Annotated in this window: 19 protein-coding genes; all 19 read right to left on the bottom strand. The window is 46.7% G+C overall.

Annotated elements, in window-relative coordinates; translation table 11 throughout:
• Positions 1-19 precede the first annotated feature (19 nt).
• The 19 genes from dapG to ACWJJS_RS09400 all read right to left on the bottom strand — a co-directional run bounded on the left by dapG (position 20) and on the right by ACWJJS_RS09400 (position 21,117).
• Positions 20-1,234, bottom strand: a complete 1,215-nt coding sequence (gene dapG, locus ACWJJS_RS09490; RefSeq protein WP_025649453.1) for an aspartate kinase — start codon at positions 1,232-1,234, stop codon at positions 20-22.
• An 88-nt stretch (positions 1,235-1,322) separates the two neighbouring features.
• Complete coding sequence (asd, locus tag ACWJJS_RS09485; RefSeq protein ID WP_003154169.1) at positions 1,323-2,363, bottom strand: aspartate-semialdehyde dehydrogenase; 1,041 nt, start codon at positions 2,361-2,363, stop codon at positions 1,323-1,325.
• A gap of 134 nt (positions 2,364-2,497) precedes the next feature.
• A complete protein-coding gene (gene dpaB / locus ACWJJS_RS09480; protein WP_007409809.1) occupies positions 2,498-3,088 on the bottom strand; it encodes a dipicolinate synthase subunit B in 591 nt (196 codons plus the stop codon).
• A 2-nt stretch (positions 3,089-3,090) separates the two neighbouring features.
• On the bottom strand, positions 3,091-3,981 hold the full coding sequence (dpaA, locus tag ACWJJS_RS09475; protein WP_025851250.1) for a dipicolinic acid synthetase subunit A: 891 nt from the start codon (positions 3,979-3,981) through the stop codon (positions 3,091-3,093).
• Between the two features lie 156 nt (positions 3,982-4,137).
• On the bottom strand, positions 4,138-4,395 hold the full coding sequence (locus ACWJJS_RS09470; protein ID WP_003154176.1) for a YlmC/YmxH family sporulation protein: 258 nt from the start codon (positions 4,393-4,395) through the stop codon (positions 4,138-4,140).
• Positions 4,396-4,473: 78 nt separating this feature from the next.
• A complete protein-coding gene (locus ACWJJS_RS09465) occupies positions 4,474-5,709 on the bottom strand; it encodes a M16 family metallopeptidase (RefSeq protein ID WP_003154178.1) in 1,236 nt (411 codons plus the stop codon).
• Positions 5,710-5,748: 39 nt separating this feature from the next.
• Positions 5,749-6,708: a polysaccharide deacetylase family protein gene (locus tag ACWJJS_RS09460; protein ID WP_146276790.1), complete on the bottom strand. Its 960-nt coding sequence runs from the start codon at positions 6,706-6,708 to the stop codon at positions 5,749-5,751.
• A gap of 112 nt (positions 6,709-6,820) precedes the next feature.
• The gene (pnp, locus tag ACWJJS_RS09455) at positions 6,821-8,944 is read right to left on the bottom strand and encodes a polyribonucleotide nucleotidyltransferase (protein WP_071391827.1); all 2,124 of its coding nucleotides are present in this window, start codon (positions 8,942-8,944) and stop codon (positions 6,821-6,823) included.
• Positions 8,945-9,118: 174 nt separating this feature from the next.
• Positions 9,119-9,388, bottom strand: coding sequence for a 30S ribosomal protein S15 (rpsO, locus tag ACWJJS_RS09450; protein ID WP_003154182.1), 270 nt, complete (start codon positions 9,386-9,388; stop codon positions 9,119-9,121).
• 165 nt (positions 9,389-9,553) lie between these two features.
• On the bottom strand, positions 9,554-10,495 hold the full coding sequence (ribF, locus tag ACWJJS_RS09445; RefSeq protein ID WP_003154183.1) for a bifunctional riboflavin kinase/FAD synthetase: 942 nt from the start codon (positions 10,493-10,495) through the stop codon (positions 9,554-9,556).
• A gap of 19 nt (positions 10,496-10,514) precedes the next feature.
• Entirely contained in the window at positions 10,515-11,444 is a 930-nt protein-coding gene (gene truB / locus ACWJJS_RS09440) for a tRNA pseudouridine(55) synthase TruB (protein WP_069013689.1), read from the bottom strand.
• Between the two features lie 83 nt (positions 11,445-11,527).
• A complete protein-coding gene (gene rbfA, locus ACWJJS_RS09435; RefSeq protein WP_003154185.1) occupies positions 11,528-11,881 on the bottom strand; it encodes a 30S ribosome-binding factor RbfA in 354 nt (117 codons plus the stop codon).
• A gap of 16 nt (positions 11,882-11,897) precedes the next feature.
• Positions 11,898-12,176 carry a DUF503 domain-containing protein gene (locus tag ACWJJS_RS09430; protein ID WP_003154188.1) on the bottom strand — a complete coding sequence of 93 codons (279 nt, stop codon included), beginning with the start codon at positions 12,174-12,176 and terminating at the stop codon, positions 11,898-11,900.
• A complete protein-coding gene (gene infB / locus ACWJJS_RS09425) occupies positions 12,173-14,320 on the bottom strand; it encodes a translation initiation factor IF-2 (RefSeq protein WP_015388229.1) in 2,148 nt (715 codons plus the stop codon). The genes ACWJJS_RS09430 and infB overlap by 4 nt, the downstream gene beginning before the upstream one ends.
• A gap of 19 nt (positions 14,321-14,339) precedes the next feature.
• The gene (locus ACWJJS_RS09420; RefSeq protein ID WP_003154192.1) at positions 14,340-14,642 is read right to left on the bottom strand and encodes a YlxQ family RNA-binding protein; all 303 of its coding nucleotides are present in this window, start codon (positions 14,640-14,642) and stop codon (positions 14,340-14,342) included.
• A gap of 1 nt (position 14,643) precedes the next feature.
• Positions 14,644-14,919, bottom strand: coding sequence for a glucose-induced regulator RulR (gene rulR, locus ACWJJS_RS09415; RefSeq protein ID WP_003154193.1), 276 nt, complete (start codon positions 14,917-14,919; stop codon positions 14,644-14,646).
• Between the two features lie 13 nt (positions 14,920-14,932).
• Positions 14,933-16,054 carry a transcription termination factor NusA gene (nusA, locus tag ACWJJS_RS09410; protein WP_003154195.1) on the bottom strand — a complete coding sequence of 374 codons (1,122 nt, stop codon included), beginning with the start codon at positions 16,052-16,054 and terminating at the stop codon, positions 14,933-14,935.
• 39 nt (positions 16,055-16,093) lie between these two features.
• Positions 16,094-16,564, bottom strand: a complete 471-nt coding sequence (gene rimP / locus ACWJJS_RS09405) for a ribosome maturation factor RimP (RefSeq protein ID WP_003154197.1) — start codon at positions 16,562-16,564, stop codon at positions 16,094-16,096.
• Positions 16,565-16,803: 239 nt separating this feature from the next.
• Positions 16,804-21,117, bottom strand: coding sequence for a PolC-type DNA polymerase III (locus tag ACWJJS_RS09400; protein ID WP_024085302.1), 4,314 nt, complete (start codon positions 21,115-21,117; stop codon positions 16,804-16,806).
• Between the last annotated feature and the right edge of the window lie 30 nt (positions 21,118-21,147).

The following is a 21,147-nucleotide window of genomic DNA, read 5'->3' as shown; positions in this document are numbered from 1 at the left end:
CATCATGATTCAATCACATTTACTTTGAAAGTTCAAACACTTCATGCAGCGCATTTACGGCCGTTACCATATCTTTTTCATGAACGAGCACCCAGATCGTCGTATGGCTGTCGGCAGATTGCAGAATCGGAATGCCTTTATCAGAAAGTGCGGAGACGATTTTTGACGTGACACCCGGAACACCCATTATTCCGGCGCCGACCGCTGACACTTTCGCACAGCTTTCCGTCACTGTCGGTTCATATCCTAATTCAGCCAAAATGCTGCGCGCGGCTTCCGTTTTACTGCCGGCTACGGTATATACGATTTCACTCGGCGTAATGTTAAAGAAATCTACGCTGATTCCGGCATTTGCCATTGCTTTAAAGACTTCAGTCTGAACGTTGTATTGCCCCATTTTGGCGGGAACCTTAAATTGCGTCACATCTTTCACATGTGCGATCCCCGTGATCAGCCGTTCGAATACATCGCTGCCGACGTTGGACGAATGATGGGACGTCACCAAAGTGCCTTTGTCTTTTGAATAAGTGGAGCGCACGCGGATCGGCACCTTTGCCTGCATGGCGATTTCCACCGCGCGCGGATGAATGACTTTCGCGCCTTGATAAGCAAGGTTGCAGATTTCCGTATATGTTACATTCGGAAGCGGCTTAGCATTTTCCACGATTCTCGGATCGGCTGTCATAACGCCTTCCACGTCCGTAAAAATGTCGATAAACTCAGCATCAACCGCCGCGCCGAGCGCCGCCGCTGATGTATCGCTTCCTCCTCTGCCGATCGTCGTCGTGTCGCCTTTTTCAGTCGCTCCCTGAAACCCTGCGACAACGACGGCATCATGGCTGGCGAGTGCAGCGAAAAGCCGCTCTGTTTTCATTTCTATAATTTTGGCGTCAGTATGCTGGGCATTGGTTAAAAAGCCGGCCTGGGCTCCTGTTAAAGCTGCGGCTTTTATGCCGTTTTCCTTCAGCATGCTGGAAAAAACAACGGACGAAATCGTTTCTCCGCAAGACAGAAGCATATCCTGCTCTCTCGGAGAAATGTCGGACTGGCTGCCGTAAAGGAGCCCGATTAAAGAATCTGTCGCGTACGGGTCTCCTTTTCTTCCCATCGCCGATACGACAACGACAACCTTATAACCTTCACTTATGGCATCTTTAATGTGTGCTAGCGCAAGCTTGCGGCCTTTGTCATCTTTTACGGATGTTCCGCCGAATTTTTGAACTATGATCTTCACTATTTTCACTCCAAATTAGTCTGACGTAACAGAAGAGAGCAGGCAGAGCCTTACTCTCTTCTGTTCGCCTATAGAAAATACGTTTGTTTTATACGAGGTTCAGTTTTTGCAGGCTTTCCGCGATTTGAACTGAGTTCCAAGCGGCGCCTTTTAACAGGTTATCAGAAACAACCCACAAATGAAAACCGTTTGCTCTGTCCAAATCTTTCCGGATTCTTCCTACAAATACATCGCGTTTGCCGACGCAATCAGCAGGCATCGGGTAAAGCTGCTCCGCCGGATCATCCTGAAGCGTAACACCCGGAGCTTCTTTTAAAAGCTGTTTAATATCTTCAACGGTTGCGTCATCACGGTCAAGCTCAATGTAAACAGATTCTGAGTGCCCTGTTTCAATCGGCAGTCTGACACATGTCGCAGCCACTTCCAGCTTCGGCATATGCATGATTTTTTTCGTTTCATTAATCATTTTCATTTCCTCAAACGTATAGCCGTTGTCTTGGAATTTATCAATTTGCGGAATGGCGTTAAATGCGATTTGATAATGCTTTTTGTCGCCTTTAACCGGCATAATGGACGGTTCTGCGGGTTCATTGTTTAAAATCGCCTTTGTCTGGCTGTACAATTCTTTCGCCGCTTCATTGCCGGCTCCGGAAACAGCTTGGTAAGTAGATACAATGACTTTTTTCAAACCGTACGCTTTGCGGATCGGTTCAAGCGCAGCCACCATCTGAATCGTTGAACAGTTAGGATTGGCGATAATGCCGTTATGTTTGTGCAGATCACCTTCGTTCACCTCAGGCACCACGAGCGGTGTATTTTCGTCCATACGGAATGCGCTCGTATTGTCAATCACGATGGCTCCCCGTTTTACAGCCTCAGGCGCCAAGCTTTGTGATACGCTTCCGCCGGCGCTGAATAACGCGATATGAACGCCTTCGAAGCTTTCAGGAACAGCTTCCTGCACTGTATATTCTTCGCCTTTAAACGTTACTTTCGTACCAGCAGAACGCTTTGAGGATAGTAGTGTGAGTGTTTCGATTTCAAAGTTTCTGTCTTCCAGTGTTTTCAGCATTTGCTGTCCTACGGCTCCCGTCGCTCCGACAACTGCTACGTGTAATCCTCTTCCCATCTGTAAAACTCCTTCCGCCAATTAAGCATCATTTGTTGAATTGACTTTGCATTTTACGTTTTATTTTACCATAGAATAGTCACGGATTGACCGAATTTTTTTATTCCGGAATGATTTTCTGTCATCATGATTTTTTATTCATGATGGTGTACGAGCACCGGCTGAACCTGCTGGTGCAAAAGAGCTTTTTCTACCGTAATCGGAAGGAGATCCATTCTGGCGACGAGCGATGTCGGTTTTTTCACGTGGTCATCCTGGCCGAACGGGATGAAATATATGTTTTTTGCGGACATCAGCCTCATTAAATTCGTTCCGTTTAAACCGAGTCCGTCATTTGTTGAAATTCCGAGCACGACCGGCCGGCCGTTGCGGATCGTGGCTTTCGCAGCCATAAGGACGGGGCTGTCAGTCATCGCATTTGCGAGTTTGCTCATTGAATTTCCAGTTAAAGGGGCGATGACCATGCAGTCGAGCGGAAGTTTCGGCCCGAGAGGCTCTGCTTTTACGATGGAATCAATCGCCTCAAAGCCTGTTGCTTCTTCAATTTTTCTGACCCAATCTCCCCCCTCCCCAAAGCGGGTATCGGTCGATTGAACGGTTGACGTCACGACCGGCCGGACTTCAGCTCCTTGACTGATAAGCGCCTCTATTTGCGGAAAAACTTCCTCATATGTGCAATGCGAGCCGGTTAATCCGAATCCGATTCTTTTCCCTTTCAGAGACATGGCTATTTCCCCTCTTTCTTTAAGTCTGCCAAAAGCTTGCTCAATACGTTCGCAATAATCTGTCCGGCTGTTTTCGGGGCCACAATTCCCGGAAGACCCGGAGCAAGCAGCGCTTTAATGCCTTGTTTTTCAGCATATTTGAAATCCGTTCCGCCCGGACGGGATGCTAAATCCAAAATCAAGGTCTTCGGCGTCATGCGCGATAAAACGCTTTGATTCAGAATCAAGCTCGGTACGGTGTTAATGCAGATATCAATATCATTTACATGTTCAGTAAGCTCTTCAAGTTGAAAAGGAGAAAGCCCCATTTCCGATATACGGGCTAAATGAGCCGAACTCCGCGCGCCCACTTTTACTTTCGCCCCTAACGCTGCAAACGTCCGGGCGATCGTCATACCGGTGCGCCCCATGCCGAGAACGGCGACATTTGATCCGTGAATGGTATAATCCGTATGCTGAATCGCCATCATGATTGTTCCTTCAACAGTGGGAATCGAGTTGAATATCGCGATGTCGTCCCGCTCAAATAATTTCACAAGCTTACGGCCGGCTTCGCTGGCGATCCCCTCAAGATATGCATTGGAGATGCCTGAATAAATGACGCAATGCTCCGGTGTCCGCTCAAGATAGCTCTGCTTTAATACCACTTCTTCATTTGAAAAAACCGTGGAAACAACGCCTTCTCCGGTCGTTGCCGATACAGGCAGGATGATACTGTCTATTTTTTGAAAGGGAATCTCATCAATTTTGCATTTGACGGTTCCTGTAAAACCGTCATCCAATTGGTCAAACCCTGCAAGATAAATATCGGCATGCTGTTCTGTCAGCTTTCTTATAATCTCAAGCTGTCTTGCGTCACCGCCAATGATCGCAATTGTTAATCCGGTTAACATCTGAAACGTTCACCTTCTTTACAGTTACTGGATCTTTTAAGTGTCATCCTCCTCTTCATCGTATGTGCAAAGAGAAAGGGCGGTGAATGTACAGCGTCTTTTTCATGAAAAAAGCACCGGCTGTATGAGCCGGTGCTTGCAAAAAATGAATAAGATCTACTCTTCGGGAGGCGTGATCTCCCCCGGAACGTCTAAAATGATCATGTCTGACCCGATTTTTTGGATATGGTTCCAGGGGACGCGGATGTCGTGGCCTTGTTTTCGCAGTCCGAACCATTTTACCGTCGGTATCAACAGCGCGGTAATTTGTCCGTCCTGTTCATTAATTTCCAAATCGGTCTGGCCGAGCACGCCGAGCCGCTCTGCACGTTTAATATCCACAATTTCTTTACCTGACAGTTCACTGAGCCTCATGATAGCCACCCCCTTGTACTATATGACCCGGAGCAAAAAAAAATGCCTGCCCCGTATAGAGGCAGACTGCTTTGCAGCTTAAGACGAGGCCGGTATATTGCCGGTCGGGCTGATGAGCGATAGTGCGTAATCATCCGTAAATAAGCGGCGGCTGAGGCCGTTGACGCTTTCCAGGCTGACCGCATTTAATTCAGCGATAATTTCATCCATGGTCTTATGCTTTCCGAGCAGGAGTTCGTTTTTCCCGTTCCGGCTCATTTTGCTGTTTGTGCTTTCTAAGCTGAGCATTAAGCTCCCCTTCATTTGCTCTTTGCTGTTTTCCAGCTCTTTTGGAGTGATACCGTCACGTTTTAGAACCGATAACGTTTCCTGAATGGTTTCAGACAGAAGTCCGAGCTGATTCGCGCCGGTGCCTCCGTAAATCGTCAGCATACCGCTGTCTTCATAGGAACTGTGATAGCTGTATACAGAATAGGCCAGTCCTTTATCTTCGCGCACATCCTGGAAAAGACGGCTGCTCATGCTTCCGCCGAGCACGTTGTTTAAGACGATCAAATCGTAAATGTCCGGATCTCCGACTTTCAGGCCTTTGAAACCGAGACAGAGATGCGCCTGTTCGGTGTCTTTTTTTCTGGTCAGCTTTTCATAATGAAACTCAGGCTCGCTGATGCCGCTTGCTTTGCCCTTCGCTTCGTATGTACCGAACCATTTCTCCACGTCTTTAATGAATTGTTCCGTTACATTTCCGGCGACAGAAATGACGACGCGGTCCGGCGTGTAAAAGTCATCCATATGCTGTCTGAGAGAATCGCCGTTAAACGACGAAAGCGTTTCCTCCGTCCCCAGAATCGGGTATCCGAGCGAATGATTGCCGTATGTCGCTTTGCTCAGCAGATCGTGGACAATGTCATCCGGCGCGTCTTCATACATTTTGATTTCTTCATATACGACGTTCTTTTCTTTTTTGAGCTCATCTTCGTCAAAAGCAGAATGAAAGAACATATCAGCCAGCACATCAAGTGCGTAGTTTGCATGCTCATCCAGCACTTTGGCGTAATAGCACGTATATTCTTTTGAAGTGAAGGCATTCACTTGGCCGCCTATCCGATCGAAGGATTCTGCGATTTCACGTGCGGACCTGGTATTTGTTCCTTTAAAAAACATATGCTCAAGAAAGTGCGAAATACCGTTTGTCTCCGGCGTTTCATGACGTGATCCCGTCCCGATCCAGACGCCGATTGCCACAGACCGCACCGTTGGATTATTTTCAAGCACAACTCTTACACCGTTTTGGCATGTATAGCGTTTTATCAAGTCTGTTCCTCCTATTCAAAGACAGGCAACTGCCGCCTGCTACTTCATCAGCCTGTTTTCATCCATTAAGTCAGACACTGAGCCGAGCGCGTAGCCTTTTTCTTTGATTTTTGCAATCAGTGTATCCAGGCTTTTCGCAGTCGGATCAGTCGGATGCATTAAAATCATGGCTCCGTTATGTATTTTGCTCAACACCCTTGTTTGTAAAACAGCGGGAGACGGTTTTTGCCAGTCAATGGTGTCAACGGTCCACATGATGGTGCCCATTCCTTTTTCCGCCGCAAGGTCGACCACGGCTTTTCTGAAGCTGCCGCTTGGCGGCGCAAACCATTTCGGCTTCATGCCGAGCGTCTCGCTGATTTGTGCATTGGTTTTGTCAAGCTGTTCGGAAATGCTTCCTGAAGTCAGTTTGCTCATATCAGGGTGATTGTATGAATGATTTCCGATTTCATGTCCGTCTGCCGCTATTTTTTTCCCCAGTTCCTGATTGTTTTTCAGCCATTTCCCTTCAAGAAAGAAAGTTGCTTTGACCTGGTGCCGCTTCAGAATAGGCAGCATTTGCTCCACGTATTCATTCCCCCAGGCGACATTTATCAGGAAAGCGACCATCGGTTTGTCGGGATTTCCTTTATAAATGGGTTCGGGCGCGAGAGAATCAAGATGGACTTTCGGCTTTACCTGCTCATAGACAAGGTCGTCTTCGTGAAATTCTCCGTCCTTTTTCATTTGTTTATAGGATTTTTCCACATTGACTTTTAAACCGTTATATCCCGGTATACTCTTCCATATTTTGTCAATCCGCGCGTCTTGCGGCTTCACTTCATACTCTGACGCTTTTTGCAGTAATTCTTCATAGAGCGGATCTTTTGATGCTGACACAGTTACCGCGTCTTTTTTCATTGCGTCTATGTAATCAACTGTATACGGGTTTTTTAACATTTCAAACGAAACAAAAAAAAGAAATAAAAAAACGGCAAACGGCACGAATTTTTTCAACATGTCCTTCCCCCCTCATCACACATTATGTATGAGGAGGACAAGGTAGAACCCGTCTGTTGTCTTTCTCAAAATAAAGAAGCCGGGTCTCCCAGGCTCCTTGTTAGGTTTTCATTTAAGATTGTTGTTGTTCCTGTTCTTTTTCTTTCTCTTCGCGCAGCACTGCTTTACGCGACAGATTCACTCGTCCCTGTTTGTCAATTTCAGTTACCTTCACAAGGATTTCGTCACCGATTTTCACAACATCCTCAACCTTGCCGACCCGTTCGAGCGCTAGTTCAGAGATGTGAACGAGACCGTCTTTTCCGCTGAAGATTTCAACAAAAGCGCCGAATTTCTCAATCCGTTTCACTTTACCGAGGTAAAGTTGGCCGACTTCGACTTCTCTGACAAGATCTTCGATAATTTTTTTCGCTTTTTGGTTGCTGCTTTCATCAGTAGAAGAAATAAAGATGGTGCCGTCTTGTTCAATGTCAATTTTAACACCGGTATCTTCAATGATTTTGTTGATTTGTTTACCGCTCGGTCCGATAACGTCACGGATTTTATCCGGATTAATGGTCATCGTTAAAATTTTCGGCGCATATTGAGAAAGTTCTTTTCTTGATTCACCAAGCGTGCTGAGCATGCTGTCCAAGATTTCCATTCTTCCTTTTTTCGCCTGCTGAAGCGCTTCTTCAAGAATTTCTCTTGAAAGGCCTTCAATTTTAATGTCCATTTGCAGCGCTGTCACGCCTTTTTCCGTGCCGGCTACTTTAAAGTCCATGTCACCGAGGGCGTCTTCCATCCCTTGAATATCGGTTAATACCGTATAGTACTCGCCTGATTTCACAAGTCCCATCGCGATACCTGCAACAGGGGCTTTAATCGGAACACCTGCGTCCATCATGGCAAGCGTACTTGCGCAGATGCTGGCCTGTGAAGTGGAACCGTTTGATTCAAGCACTTCAGATACGAGGCGGACCGTATACGGGAAGTCTTTTTCATTCGGAATGACCGGCTCAAGCGCACGCTCTCCAAGAGCACCGTGACCGATCTCACGGCGTCCCGGTCCGCGCATCGGGCCTGTCTCCCCTACGCTGAACTGCGGGAAGTTATAATGATGCATAAAGCGTTTTGACTCTTCCACGCCTAAACCGTCAAGAATCTGAACGTCTCCAAGGGCGCCTAATGTACAAACGCTGAGCGCCTGCGTCTGTCCTCTCGTAAACAGACCGGATCCGTGTGTTCTCGGCAGAAGGCCGACTTCTGAAGAAAGCGGGCGGATTTGATCAACGCCGCGGCCGTCCGGACGGACTTTTTCTTCTGTGATCAAACGGCGCACTTCGTTTTTCACGAGTTTAGACAGTGTCTGTTTCACTTTTTTAATTGTATCTTCATCATGCTCTTCTTCTTCGAATTTCGCGACAACTGCATTTTTCACTTCATTGATCGCGTCTTCGCGAGCATGTTTTTCGTGAACCTGAATGGCGCTGAGAAGATCCGGCTCCGCAAGGCTTTTTACTTTTTCGCTGAGCTCTTCGTCAATTTCATACAGTTCGATCTCTGTTTTCTCTTTGCCGACTGCTGCGACGATTTCTTCTTGGAATGCGATCAGGCGCTTAATTTCTTCGTGACCGAACATAATCGCCTCAAGCATGATTTCTTCAGGAACTTCATCCGCTCCGGCTTCCACCATGTTGATGGCATCTTTTGTGCCTGCAACGATGAGGTTGATATCACTTTTTTCAAGCTGGTCAACCGTCGGATTGATGACGAATTTCCCGTCAATGCGGCCTACCGTCACACCCGCGATCGGGCCTTCAAACGGGATATCGGAAACGCAAAGAGCGAGTGATGAACCGAACATTGCAGCCATTTCAGATGAGCAGTCCTGATCAACACTCATGACAATGCTGATGACCTGTACTTCGTTACGGAATCCGTCTGCGAAAAGCGGGCGGATCGGACGGTCGATCAGACGGCTGGCTAAAACAGCCTTTTCACTTGGACGGCCTTCTCTTTTAATAAAACCGCCCGGAATTTTACCTACTGCGTATAATCTTTCTTCATAGTTAACGGTAAGCGGGAAAAAATCTAGCGGTTTCGGTTCTTTTGATGCGGTTGCTGTGCTGAGCACTGCAGTATCGCCGTAGCGGACCATGACAGCGCCGTTTGCCTGTTTGGCAAGCTGGCCGGCTTCTACTGTAAGCTGTCTGCCGGCCCAATCTATGGTAAAGACATGTTTCTCTTGTCCCATTCGATTACGAGCTCCTCTCTTAATGTGTGAAATAATCAATTACTCCTATTATGAACGAAATGAATTGAACATATCAATGTCAAAGTAGTATGTAAAAGGATTTCATTGTTTTTTTATTATTATTTTTTTCGCTTTAATACGATAAAAAAGCGGGAATCCTCCCGCTTTTTACGATTATCGACGTAAGCCTAGTTTGTTAATTAACTCACGGTAACGAGTTACGTCTTTATTACGCAGATACGTAAGAAGATTACGACGTTTACCTACCATTTTAAGAAGACCGCGACGTGAGTGGTGATCTTTCTTGTGAGTACGCAAATGCTCGTTCAAGTTGTTAATTGAGTCTGTTAGGATAGCGATCTGAACTTCTGGAGAACCAGTATCAGATTCGTGTGTTTTGAACTCGCTGATGAGTTGATTTTTACGCTCTTGAGTAATTGCCATCCTGTTTCACCTCCATATCATAATTAGCCCCAGTTACCTAGCAACCGTCGGTGACTTCGGATTGCCAAGCAATGGTTTTAAGACTACGAAACATATGATACTAAAAATCGCGCCCATATGCAAATCTTTTAGAATAAAATTTGTGTACTTTTGATGTTTTTTCCGTTATTTGCTGAAAAAACGGATCGCTTCTTGTTTGTCTTTACCGATCTGAGCCGTCAGTTCATCGATGCCGTTAAACTTCCGTTCGCTTCGGATTCGTTTGTACCACTCGATTTTAACGTCTTCTCCGTATACATCCTGTTGAAAATTAAACAAATGAACTTCAATTGACGGCTGATCGGGACGCTTTTCATAAAAGGTCGGTTTGTAGCCGATGTTGCAGACGCCTTCATACACCTCGCCTTTTATTTCGGCTTTCACTGCATACACGCCTGTCGGCGGCACGATATAGCTGTTGTGCAGGCCGATATTCGCGGTCGGAAAACCGATGGTGCGGCCTCTCTTGTCTCCGTGAATCACAGTGCCCCGGATAAAATACGGCTGGCCGAGAAGAGTGTGCGCAAGTTCAACGTCACCATCCTGCAGCGCTGACCGGATATAAGTGGAGCTGATCTTTCTGTCCTGCTCGGTCTGTTTCTCGACAGTCGTGCATCCGGCCTTGCCGTTTAAATCGTCCGGCAGCGTCTCCATCGTGCCTTTTCCGTATTTTCCGTACGTAAAATCGAAGCCTCCCACAGCGTGCCGCGCGTTCAACCCTAAAATATACTCCTCGGCAAACTGTTTTGGAGACAGAGACGCAAACGCTTCATCAAACTTTACGACATACAGCACATCAGCGCCTAAACGCCCGATCTGGCTGATTTTATCTTCAAGCGGCGTAATCAGATCCTTTGGCTCTTTGTCCCTGCCCAACACATGGGAAGGGTGTGGATGAAACGTCATAACGGCCAGCGACAGGCCTTTTTCTTCGGCAATTTGTCTGGCTGTTCCGATTACTTTCCGGTGTCCCAAATGAACGCCGTCAAAGTAGCCGAGCGCCATGACAGACGCCGGCTGCTCTTCTTTTTGTAAATGATGCGGATGAGAAATATGTATCGTCTTCACAGAACGGTCACCTTTTTTCTTATTGTTCGCTTTTTTGCATGAGCACTTTAGCCGGTTTCAGCAGTCCTTTTTTTGAAGGATGCGGCATATAAATGGCCACACATTCTCCGTCTTCAGTACAGACCGCTATACGGGCGTCAGCTGTCATTGCAGAAAATTCCGCCGGGATGTCAAACACCGACCCGTTTTCAGCTTTCTTAGCTAATGTATCACTTATGACCCATTTCGGCAAATGATTGAGCGCTCTATCGATCGGCACGGCATGCTCTGCAACCGTTCCGTCCGAAACCTGCTGTTCAAGTTCCTCAAACGTGAAACATTCATCAAGGCTGAAATCGCCTGAAGCAGTGCGGATGAGATGCGACATATGCGCGGGATAGCCGAGTTTTTCACCGATTGTCACCGCCAACGTTCTGACGTAAGTGCCTTTTGAGCACGTGACTGTAAAGCGGAATGATGCTGTGTCTTCGTTATAAGTGACAGGGGAAGTGAGCGCGATATCTTCAATCGTGATATTCCGCTTCGGCCGCTCCACTTCAATACCCGCTCTGGCGTATTCATAGAGCTTTTTCCCGTTGACCTTTACCGCGGAATACATCGGCGGCACTTGCTCCTGCGGTCCCTTCAATTCGTCTAAAACGGCTTTGATATCCGCTTCTTTCAGCGGCTCCCTGACAGGTTTTACGCTGACCGTTTCTCCCGTCTGATCTTCGGTCGATGTGGAGAAACCGAGAGTGATCTCAGCATCGTACGTTTTTGACTTGTCGGTGACGTACTCAACGATCTTTGTAGCCCGTCCGACACAGATCGGCAGTACGCCTGACACTTCCGGATCAAGGGTTCCCGTATGCCCGACTTTCTTTGTTTTTAACAGTTTTCTTATTTTCATTACACAGTCGTGAGAAGTCATGCCGACCGGTTTATGTAAAAGGAGAACTCCGTTAACCATCTGTCTTTCGCTCCTTTGTTATCAATTGTATCCCGTAAAACGCAGAAAAGAGGACAGACGACACTCGCCCATCCTCTTTCCCGTTATTCAGACGGTTTATCTGAATGCAGTTCGTGAATCAATGTTTCAATACGATTGCCGTACTCAATTGATTCATCAAATTCAAATTCAAGCTCAGGCGTTTTGCGGAGTCTGATTCGGCTGCCGATTTCGGAACGGATAAATCCTTTCGCTTTCTCAAGCCCTTTCAGCGCCTCCTCTTTCTTTTTCTCTCCGCCGAGGACGGAGATATACACCTTCGCTATTTGTAAATCACCTGAAACACGTACGTCTGTTACAGTGAGAAATCCGATTCTCGGGTCTTTCAGCTTTCGGCTGATAATATCCCCGAGCTCTTTTTTCATCTGCTCGCCGACACGGTTTGCTCTCATACTCAATTCAATCACCTCTAAGTTAAAACCACTCTGTTCTAGTGATCGTCCGTTCTATCTCGGGAAAGGAGTCAATAAACGCGAGTACACGCTGGATCTCCTTTTCCGCCTGAACGTGAGAGGAGGAGACGACGGCGATTCCGAAGCTGGTCCGCTGCCAAGTGTCCTGATAGCCGATTTCTGCGGCCGACACGTTGAACTTATTCTGAACCCTCGTTATAATCCGCTTCAGAACGGCTCGTTTCTCCTTTAATGATCCCGCATCATAAATGATGCATTCACATTCCGCAAATCCGATCACTTTCTTTCGATTTCCTGCATGACATACGCTTCAAGGACGTCGCCTTCGCGAATGTCATTGTATTTCTTAATCGTTATACCACATTCATATCCTTGTGAAACTTCTTTCACATCATCTTTGAAGCGTTTCAGAACGTCTACTTCCCCTTCGAAGATGACCACGCCGTCACGGATCAGGCGGAGTCCGCTGTCACGTGTAATGTGGCCGTCTGTTACATATCCGCCGGCAATCGTGCCGATTTTCGACACTTTGAATGTTTGGCGCACTTCAACCTGACCGATGACTTTTTCTTCGTATTCAGGATCAAGCATACCTTTCATCGCCGCTTCAATTTCTTCGATGACTTTGTAAATGATACGGTGAAGACGGATATCTACATTTTCAGCTTCAGCCGTGCTCTTAGCATTTCCGTCTGGGCGCACATTAAACCCAATAACGATTGCATTTGAAGCAGATGCGAGAATGATGTCTGATTCCGTAATCGCACCGACGCCTGTGTGAATGATTTTCACTTTTACGCCTTCTACTTCAATTTTTTGAAGAGCGGCTGTTAACGCTTCGGCTGAACCTTGAACGTCAGCTTTTACGATTAAATTGATGTCTTTGACATCGCCTTGTTTAATTTGTTCAAACAGATCATCGAGGCTCAGCTTCGCTTTGTCGCTGCGCTGTTCTTCCAGTTGCTTGGAAGCGCGTGCTTCACCGACAGAACGGGCTGTTTTTTCATCTTTAAAGACGAGGAATTGATCGCCAGCCTGCGGTACGTCGTTTAAGCCCGTGATTTCTACAGGTGTGGACGGTCCGGCTGTTTTCACGCGGCGGCCGAGATCATTGACCATGGCCCGCACGCGGCCGAATGTATTTCCGACAACGATCGGATCTCCGACATGCAATGTTCCCGTTTGAACGAGAAGTGTCGCGACAGATCCTCTTCCTTTATCGAGCTCAGCTTCAATAACCGTTCCTTTTGCCTGACGGTTCGGATTGGCTTTCAGCTCTTCCACTTCACTGACAAGCAGAATCATTTCGACAAGCTCGTCTATTCCCTTGCCTGTAAGAGCGGACAGAGGAACGAAAATCGTTTCTCCTCCCCATGCTTCAGGAACGAGTCCGTATTCAGTCAGCTCCTGCATGACACGGTCAGGGTTCGCGCTTTCTTTATCCACTTTATTCACGGCAACGATAATCGGAACCTCAGCCGCTTTCGCATGGTTGATGGCTTCGACTGTTTGCGGCATAACGCCGTCATCAGCCGCTACGACTAAAATGGTAATATCAGTTACTTCCGCACCGCGCGCACGCATTGTTGTGAACGCCGCGTGTCCCGGAGTATCTAAGAACGTGATTTTTTTGCCGTTTTCTTCGATCTGGTACGCCCCGATATGCTGGGTGATTCCGCCGGCTTCACCTTCAACAACCTTTGTTTTTCTGATGCTGTCAAGAAGGGTCGTTTTCCCGTGGTCAACGTGGCCCATGATCGTCACGACAGGCGGACGGATTTGAAGATCTTCTTCTTTGTCAGCCTCTTCATACTTTTCAAGCTCAGTTTCTTCGAGCACAATCACTTCTTCTGTTTCCACACCGTATTCAGATGCGATCAGTTCGATTGTGTCTTTGTCAAGCTCCTGGTTAATCGTAGCCATTACGCCCAGAAGCATCAGTTTTTTAATGAGTTCAGACGGTTCTTTGCCAAGTTCTTCGGCTAAGGCCCCGACTGTTAAAGAGCCGGAAAACGTAATTTTCTCAGGAAGCTCTTTTTTCGGTTTCAGCGGTTTTTGCTGATACTGATTTTTGTTGTTATGATTGCGTTTGTTTTTGTTTTTGTTGTTGTTGTTCTTCTTGTTTTTGTTAAATTGATTATTCTGCACGTCATTCTTCTTTCCGTCTCGAATTTTGTTTGGTTGATTCCCAGCAGGCTGCTGATTAATCCCTTGCGGCTTGTTTTTGTTCGTTTCCGCAGGCTTCTGAGATGTAACGCCGGCGCCGCCTTTTTTAAATTTCGCATCAAGCTGCTTAATGGTCTTTTCTTCAAGCATTGCCATATGGTTATTTACTACTATATCCATGTTTTTCAGCGCAGTCAAAATTTCCTTGCTTGAAACATTGATGGCTTTTGCATATTCGTAAACTCTCATTTTAGCCATTCGTTCACCCCCAAAAATATTAATCGAGCAAGCTGATCAGCTTATTCGCAAAACCTTGGTCAGTGACGGCGACAACGACACGTGATTCCTTGCCGATAGAGCGGCCGAGATCCGCGCGGCTTTCGACTTTTTTATAAGGCACTTTATAATAATTGCATTTATCGGATACTTTTTTTGCAGTATTCGCAGATGCATCTTCTGTCAGCAGAACAAGTTTTGCACGCGCATTTCTAATTTCTTTTATAACCAAGTCCTCGCCCGACACGACCTTACGAGCTCGATTGGCCAGACCCAGCAAGGGAAACCATTCCATTCCAGACATGTTATTTTTTCACCTTTTCCGCCAGTTCCAGCAATTCTTCGAAAATCTGGTCATCGATTTGTGATTGAAATTGATTTTGCAATGTGTTTTTCTTTTTCGCAGCTAAGATGCATTCTTTCTCAAGGGTGATATAGGCACCCCGCCCGTTCTTCTTTCCGGTCGGATCGACTGAAATCTCTCCTTCTTTAGAACGGACAATTCGGATCAGTTCCTTTTTAGGCTTCATTTCCCCCGTTACCACGCATTTGCGCAGAGGAATTTTTTTTCGCTTATTCACCTAAAGTCACCTCTTATTCATCCGATTCGGCTGTTTCAGGCTCCATAAAGAGCGGCTCTAAATCGTCATCTTCTTCATGCTCTCTCGGATAGATGCCAAGGTCTCTTGCATCCGTTTCACTTTTGATATCGATTTTCCAGCCTGTCAATTTCGCGGCTAAGCGGGCGTTTTGCCCTCTTTTTCCGATTGCCAGAGAAAGCTGGTAATCAGGAACGATGACAGTCGTGGCTTTTTCTTCTTCGCTGACGATGACATCCAGCACTTTAGACGGGCTGAGCGCATTGGCAACAAATTCAACCGGATCATCAGACCAGTTGACGATATCAATTTTTTCGCCTTTCAGTTCATTGACGATCGCCTGCACCCGCTGGCCTTTAGGACCAACGCATGAACCGACCGGATCAACGTCAGGGTCATCAGTGCGGACGGAGATTTTAGAGCGGTCGCCCGCTTCTCTGGCAACGGATTTCAGTTCGACCGTTCCGTCATAAATTTCCGGCACTTCGATTTCAAAAAGACGCTTCAACAGGCCAGGATGCGTTCTTGATACATAGATCTGCGGCCCTTTTGTCGTTTTTTCGACTTTTGTGATAAATACTTTAATCCGATCGTGCGGTTTATAGCTCTCATTCGGCATTTGTTCATTGACGGGCAGCAGCGCTTCAATCTTGCCGAGAGACACGTAAATAAACTTGCTGTCTAAGCGCTGTACAATTCCCGTCATGATGTCTTCTTCACGATCGATAAATTCTGAGTAAATCACGCCGCGCTCAGCTTCACGGACACGCTGCGTCACCACTTGTTTCGCCGTCTGCGCAGCAATGCGGCCGAAGTCTTTCGGCGTTACTTCTATTTCAACGACATCTCCGACAAGGTAGTTCGGATGGATGTGCTGGGCGTCGTCAAGCGAGATTTCAAGTCTTGAATCGTATACCTCGTCTACGACATCCTTTCTTGCGAACACGCGGATCGTGCCCGTCTCACGGTTCAGATCGACCCGTACGTTTTGCGCCTGGTTAAAATTTCGCTTATACGCGGAAATTAAGGCAGCTTCAATTGCTTCGATGATAATGTCTTTACTGATGCCTTTTTCTTTTTCAAGAATAGTGAGAGCATCTAATAGTTCACTGCTCATGTTAGCGGTCTCCCCCCTTAAACACTAATACTTCATTCATTAAAATGTTACAGCTAATCTCGCGTTAGCTATTTTTTCATACGGAATATTGACCCGTTTCTTTCTTGTTTTGACCGTCATCTCTATTGTAACAGTTTGTCCATCAAATTCAGCCAATTTGCCTTCAAACACTTTTAAACCGTCAATCGGTTCGTACGTTTTCATGTACACATTTTTGCCCAGTGATTTTTCGAAGTCGGCTTTTTTCTTTAATGGACGCTCGGCTCCAGGAGAAGATACTTCAAGAAAGTAGTTCTGAGTGATCGGATCGGCCTCATCCAGCTTTTCGCTTAACGCTTCGCTGACTTTGGCGCACTCCTCAATATCAACACCGTTATCGGAATCAATAAACACGCGAAGGAACCAGTTTTGACCCTCTTTGACAAATTCAATGTCTACGAGTTCAAGCTGAAGGTCATCCAGTATGGGCTGAGCCATTCCTTGAACGGTATCAGTCACTTTTTTGCTCATGTTTTTCCTCCTTGTGCTGTCGATATCATATCAGCCGTTCCTCTGCATAAAAACCCTGCTTCAAAAGAGCAGGGGCATTGAGAAAACGATGGACATGTCGAGGCAAAATTGCCTGTTCAATACAAAAGAGCGGGTTTCCCCACTCTTTGCCTCGGTAATCGTTAGCATTTCCAATAAAACTATACCATAACCATATATTTAATGCAAATCAAACTCCGCTCGGAGGCTGTGCACAAAGCTTAAAACAGAGACAGCTGATTTTGGTCCGGAAGCGACTCAAGACAGCCGTGACGGTCTAAATACTCTAAAATGGTTTTTGACACTTTTCCGCGTTTTTGAAGATCCTCTTTTGAAAGGAACTCCCCTTCTTCCCGCGCTTTCACAATATTGAGAGCGGCGTTGGTTCCGAGTCCCGGAATTGAGTTGAACGGCGGGATGAGACTGTTGCCGTCAATGATAAATTCCGAAGCGCTCGAACGGTATAGATCGACCTTCTGGAAGGAATAGCCGCGCTCACACATTTCAAGCGCAAGCTCTAACACGGTAAGGAGGTTTTTCTCCTTCGGCGAAGCATCAAGCCCTTTAGAGCTGATATCATCCATCACCGCTCTGATGGCGGTCGAGCCTTTAATCATTGTATCAATGTCAAAGTCATCTGCGCGGACGGTAAAATACGCAGCATAATATAAAAGCGCGTGATGCACTTTAAAATAGGCAATCCGCACCGCCATCAGCACGTATGCGGCGGCGTGGGCTTTCGGGAACATGTATTTGATTTTTTTGCATGAATCAATATACCAGTTCGGCACATTGTTCTTTTTCATTTCTTCTTCCCATTCCGGCGTCAGGCCTTTGCCTTTACGGACGAATTCCATGATTTTAAAGGCCAGTGAAGGCTCAAGGCCCTGATAGATCAAGTAAACCATAATGTCATCACGGCAGCCGATCACTTCGCTCAGTTCACACGTATTGTTGTGTATCAGTTCCTGCGCATTGCCGAGCCATACGTCCGTTCCGTGGGAAAGCCCGGAAATCTGGACAAGCTCGGAGAACGTCGTCGGCTTCGTATCCTCAAGCATCTGCCGCACAAATCGCGTCCCGAATTCAGGAATGCCGAGCGTCCCCGTTTTACAGCCGATCTGCTCTTCAGTTACGCCGAGCGATTCTGTGCCTTGGAAAATCTTCATAACCTCCGGATCATCTGTCGGAATCGTCTTCGGATCAATTCCGCTTAAATCCTGGAGCATCCGGATGACTGTCGGATCATCGTGCCCCAATATATCAAGCTTCAGCAGGTTGTCATGAATGGAGTGGAAGTCAAAATGAGTCGTTTTCCATTCAGACCCCGTCGCATCTGCCGGGAATTGTATCGGGGAAAAATCGTAAATATCCATGTAATCCGGGACAACGATAATCCCCCCCGGGTGCTGGCCGGTCGTTCTCTTAACGCCGGTGCAGCCCTGCACCAGACGGTCGATCTCCGCGCCGCGCATGTGTAGGTTGTGGTCGCCCGCATAGCCTTTCACATATCCGTAAGCCGTCTTTTCCGCAACTGTGCCGATCGTTCCCGCGCGATACACGTTATCTTCACCGAACAATACTTTCGTGTAGTTATGGGCATGCGGCTGATACTCACCTGAGAAGTTCAAGTCGATATCGGGTACTTTGTCACCTTTAAAGCCTAAGAACGTTTCAAACGGGATATCATGCCCGTCCTTTTTCAAAGGTGTGCCGCAAGACGGGCAGCTTTTATCCGGAAGGTCAAAACCGGAACCGACTGATCCGTCATTAAAGAATTCGGAATATCGGCAGCTCGGGCACACATAGTGCGGAGCGAGCGGATTCACTTCAGTGATTTCCGTTAAGGTCGCCACAAGCGATGAACCGACGGACCCCCGGGAGCCGACGAGATAACCGTCATCCAGAGACCGTTTTACAAGCTTATGAGAGATGAGATAAATAACGGCGAATCCATGACCGATGATGCTTTTTAATTCTTTTTCTATTCTCGCTTCCACAATTTCAGGAAGCTCTTCACCGTAAATACTTCTGGCGCGCTGATAGCTCATTTCACGGATTTCTTCATCAGCCCCGTCAATTTTCGGCGTGTACAGATCGTCTTTGATCGGTTTGATCTCATCGATCATCGAAGCGACTTTCTGCGTATTGTCAACCACGATTTCTTTCGCTTTTTCCGCACCGAGAAAGGAGAAAGCATCCAGCATTTCATCTGTCGTTCTGAAGTGCACTTTAGGCAGTTCGTGCCGGTTTAACGGGTTGGCGCCGCCTTGGGAAGATATTAAGATCTTCCGGTAAATTTTATCCTCATCGTTTAAATAGTGGACATTTCCGGTGGCAACGACCGGCTTATTCAATTTTTCCCCGAGCTTCGTGATGTTGGCGATGATTTCTTTCAGCGCTTTTTCATCCCGGACGAGCTCAAGCTGCAGAAGGTGTCTGTATACTTCCGGCGGCTGCACTTCAAGATAATCATAGAAGGATGCGATATCTTCAACCTCTTCAGGTGATTTTTGCATCATGCCTTCAAAGACCTCTCCCCTGTCACAGGCAGAGCCGATTAACAGACCTTCTCTGTATTTATTAAGCTGCGACCTCGGAATACGCGGCACTCTGTAGAAATATTGAATATGAGAAATGGACACGAGCTTAAACAGATTTTTAAGGCCGGTCTCATTTACGGCAAGCAATGTAGCGTGATAAGGCCTTGATCTTTGATAAGCATTAGATTGTCCCATATTCTCATTCAGCTGATCATGATAAAAAATGTCTTTTTCAGCGGCATCTTTGAGCATTTTCAACAGCAGGTAGCCCGTTGCTTCAGCGTCAAAGACCGCTCGGTGATGCTGGGTTAATTCGATATCAAACTTCTTACATAACGTATTTAAGCGGTGATTTTTAAACTCAGGATACAGGAAACGCGCGAGTTCCAGCGTATCAATAACCGGATTTTTCGCTTTTTCCGTTTTCAAAAGACGCTTGTACGCCACATTTAAAAATCCCATATCAAAGCTGGCGTTATGAGCCACAAGCACGTCATCGCCGATCCATTCTTTAAAATCCCGGACGACGTCAACGACATCGGGAGCGTCGCGGACCATGTCGTCCGTTATCCCGGTAAGCTCTATCGTCGTTGCTGACAGCGGATGGTGCGGATTGGCGAACGCTTCGAATTTATCGATGATTTCTCCGCCTCTTATTTTGACTGCGGCAAGCTCAATGATGGTGTCATACACTGCGGACAGACCTGTCGTTTCAACGTCAAAGACGACGTATGTGTCTTCTTCCAGGAGACGGTGAGCTGGATTGTATGCGATCGGAACGCCGTCATCCACGATATTGGCTTCCATTCCGTATATCATTTTTATGCCGTGTTTTTTCGCGGCGGAATAGGCATCCGGGAAAGACTGCACAACGGCATGATCAGTTAACGCAATCGCTTCATGTCCCCATTTTTTCGCCTGTTCGACAAGCTTTCCGATGCCCGTTACAGCATCCATTTGGCTCATCGGAGAATGCAGATGAAGCTCAACCCGTTTTTCGCCTTCAGGAGCGGTGTCTTCACGGGTTTTGGCTTTTATTTCATTCACGTCATTTGCAATCATGACGAGGTCTCTGACGAATGTATCGTTTTGAATGCTTCCCCGCGCCTTCACCCACATGCCTTTTTTCAGCGTTTTCATCAAAGCGGCGTCTTCTTTTTCTCTGGCGAACATTTTTACTAAAATGCTGTTTGTATAGTCCGTGATTTTGAAAATGCAGAGCGTGCGTCCGCTTTTCAGCTCACGTGTTTCAGCATCAAACACAAACCCCTGCACCGTGATTCTTCTTTCTTCATCCATGATGCTGTCAAGCGTCCGGATTTCTTCGTTCTCTTTAATTTGATAGCCGATGACAAGCGGTCCGGACGGTGCCTGATCCTCATCGCCCTCTTTTTCCTTCTTCTCCATCTCGATAAGCGCCTGCATCGCCCGCTCCTGATCTTCAGCAAGCTTTTGCTCGCGGAATTTCTGGACTTCTTGGTCAGATACGAAAATTTCGGTATCCAGCTGCAGTTCCGGAAAGCCAAATTGGCGGTAGCTGTGCTGAATCAGTGCGCTGTATTTATTTTTGAGCGCAGATGCTTCTGTATCTGTTTTTGTTTTCACGATCAGTTTATTTCCCTTGAGCTTCGGTTTCTGCTGATTCAAAAGAGCCACCATCGGCGGCGAGGTTCCTTCAAGCTCTTCAATACAGCGTGTCCAATAATCCTGTACAAGCTCCTCTGTCACTGTAGGGTCGATGACCTGAACAGACGATGTGACACGGGCGATGTGAGCAAACGATTGTGTTAACCTCATCATGAATGAATCATATATTTGATACGGCAAAAGAGCCTTAAAGCGAAATTGGAAATGCCAGGCTTTTTCTGCTTTATGGATTGTCAGTTTATCAATCTCTCCGTCTTCAAAGTATGTCATGAAGGTATCATCTGTCATATTAAGCTGCTGCAGAAGAATCTGAAACTGTCTTCTGTTTACTGATAACTGTTCCATTCAGACAGTATCCCTCCCTTAAAACATCAT

Source organism: Bacillus sp. JK106 (assembly GCF_053663355.1).
The sequence above is the reverse complement of the archived record's forward strand: the minus strand, read 5'-3'. Positions and strand labels throughout refer to the sequence as shown.